Annotated in this window: 3 protein-coding genes; 2 read left to right on the forward strand and 1 reads right to left on the reverse strand. The window is 46.5% G+C overall.

The features are described 5' to 3' along the window. Positions 1 to 372 (reverse strand): GAF domain-containing protein (locus tag VIP81_RS19465; RefSeq protein ID WP_331964921.1); only part of this gene is annotated, 372 nt, incomplete at its 3' end. Between the two features lie 176 nt (positions 373 to 548). Here VIP81_RS19465 and idi point away from each other — a divergent pair. Continuing rightward, the gene (idi, locus tag VIP81_RS19470; protein WP_331964923.1) at positions 549 to 1088 is read left to right on the forward strand and encodes an isopentenyl-diphosphate Delta-isomerase; all 540 of its coding nucleotides are present in this window, start codon (positions 549 to 551) and stop codon (positions 1086 to 1088) included. A gap of 197 nt (positions 1089 to 1285) precedes the next feature. Continuing rightward, complete coding sequence (locus tag VIP81_RS19475) at positions 1286 to 2260, forward strand: terpene synthase family protein (protein WP_331964925.1); 975 nt, start codon at positions 1286 to 1288, stop codon at positions 2258 to 2260. The last annotated feature ends 68 nt before the right edge of the window (positions 2261 to 2328 follow it).

Consider the following 2328-nt stretch of genomic DNA (forward strand, 5'->3'; position numbering starts at 1 on the left):
GTTGTTGCGGATCAGCGGTACCACTATTTCTGAGCGGGAAAGACTGCTGCAGGCAATATGCCCGGGAAATGCTTCCACATCCGGTACAATCAATGTAGCTGCCTGTGCCCAGCTACTGCCGCATACACCTCTGTTCTTACGGATACGGGTACACGCTACTGGTCCCTGAAAGGGGCCCAGCACCAGTTCATCTTCTTTCACCAGGTAAAATCCCACCCAGAACCATCCAAACTGCTCTTTTAGCGCAGCGGCTACATTGGCTAAATTTGCTATAAGGTCTGTTTCTCCTTCCAGCAATCCCTTTATTTGCGGGATCAGGGAAGTATATTGTTCCGCTTTATCGCCCCGGATGATATGTAAGTCTTCTGCCATAATCGATGTTGTTCTACTGCAAAAGTCCGGAAATTTATATATATTTAGTGAAGTAACCGTTAAAGTCATTGTCGTTAGCCATTCAACCAATATATAACTGTACAGAGAGGTGTTTTTTGGTAGTTTATCCTATTTTCCGTCTGCCAAAAGCTTAATTAAAATATATTTGTGATACTATGAAATCACCGGACTTAATTTTAGTGAACGAACAAGACGAAGCTATTGGTACAATGGAGAAGATGGAAGCACATCATAAAGGATTGCTCCACCGGGCTTTTTCTGTATTTATCATTAATGATGCAGGTGAAATATTATTGCAGCGCCGTGCGCTGGAGAAATACCATTCTGCAGGATTATGGACCAATGCCTGCTGTAGTCATCCGTTTCCGGGGGAAACTACAGCTGCCGCCGCACATCGCCGGTTGCAGGAAGAAATGGGCTTCGACTGCGATATGCAGGAAATTTTTACATTTACCTATAGAGCGGAATTTGATAACGGTTTAACCGAACATGAATTTGACCATGTGTTGCTGGGTACCTATAATGGCAACATCTATCCTAATCCATCCGAAGTATGTGATTACCACTATTTGTCTTCCGGCCAGATTATGGAATTAATGGAAAAAGAGCCAGCCTCATTCACGATCTGGTTTCATCGCGCATTACCACTGGTATTGCAGTATATGAATATCCCGATCAATGCTGCCGGCGTATAATTTTTAGTTTTGTTTAGCTATGCCAATTTGCTGTTAACCGGAGTTTTTTCAATGGAGTAGAATTTTCCAACACCTATCTGCATGCCGCCCCAATGCGGCCATCTCTTCTATGCCTTTTAGCCTCCTTACCGGGACAAGCCCGGTACCACCTGTGCTATTTACTACTCTCAATAATTAACTATTAAACCCTCAGACACATGACAACCATCCAAATGCCTGACATCAGGTATCCCTTCCCTTCCGGAATTAATCAACATGTCAACGAAGCGCAGGAGCACGTAGCCTCCTGGGTAGCATTTTATGGCCTGCTCACAACAGAAAAAGCCATACAACGATTTCACAAATCCCGTTTTGCCTGGCTGGCAGCACGGGCTTTCCCCAATGCGGCCCTGCATGAGCTTTGCATTGTAGCCGATTTTAATACCTGGTTATTTATTTTAGATGATCAATGCGATGAAGCTAATACCGGTAGAAAGGCCGACTACCTGAAAAGCATCATGGCCGGGTTCATGGACATCCTCCAGCATAACCGGCCCATTACACTGGAAAACGGAGCCCCGCTGCCAGCTGCCCTGTGCAGCATCTGGGATCGTATGCGTGCTATTGGGAGCCCCGCATGGCGCCTTCGTTTTATTCGCAGCATGGATGAATACTTTACTTCCTGTATCTGGGAAGCCGAAAACCGGGAAGCCGGTATCGTACCCACGCTGGCAGATTATGTACACATGCGGCCCTTTACCGGCGCCCTCCTGGCAGATATTGAAGCCATTGAAATCATTGAAAAAGTGTATCTCCCCCAAGCGGTGATAGAACAGCCACTGATGCAACGCATGATACAGGCTTGTAATAACATTGTATGCTGGTCAAACGATCTGTTTTCCTGCACCAAAGAAGCACGGGTGGGCGACGTGCACAACCTGGTGCTGGTACTGCAACACCATCGGCAAATTAGTCTGCAGGAGGCCGTGAACCAGGCCGCCCGCATGCACAATGAAGAAGTAGCCATTTTTGCTACGCTGGAAAAATTATTGCCGCTGAATGGAGATGAAAGAGACTATGAATTGCTCCGCTATGTATCGGTACTCCGCTCCTGGATTACCGGTAATTACGACTGGAGCGTGAGCGACACCGGCAGGTATGGTTTGGAGGTGAAAGAAGTGGTCGCTGCGTAGGGAGCACCTTCGGTGCTTGTCTTTGTTCAGGATTAGGGTGATTTTCAGGATTTTGATGATTTTTTTAT

The sequence above is a fragment of the Chitinophaga sp. genome, from assembly GCF_036566945.1.
Lineage (GTDB): Bacteria > Bacteroidota > Bacteroidia > Chitinophagales > Chitinophagaceae > Chitinophaga.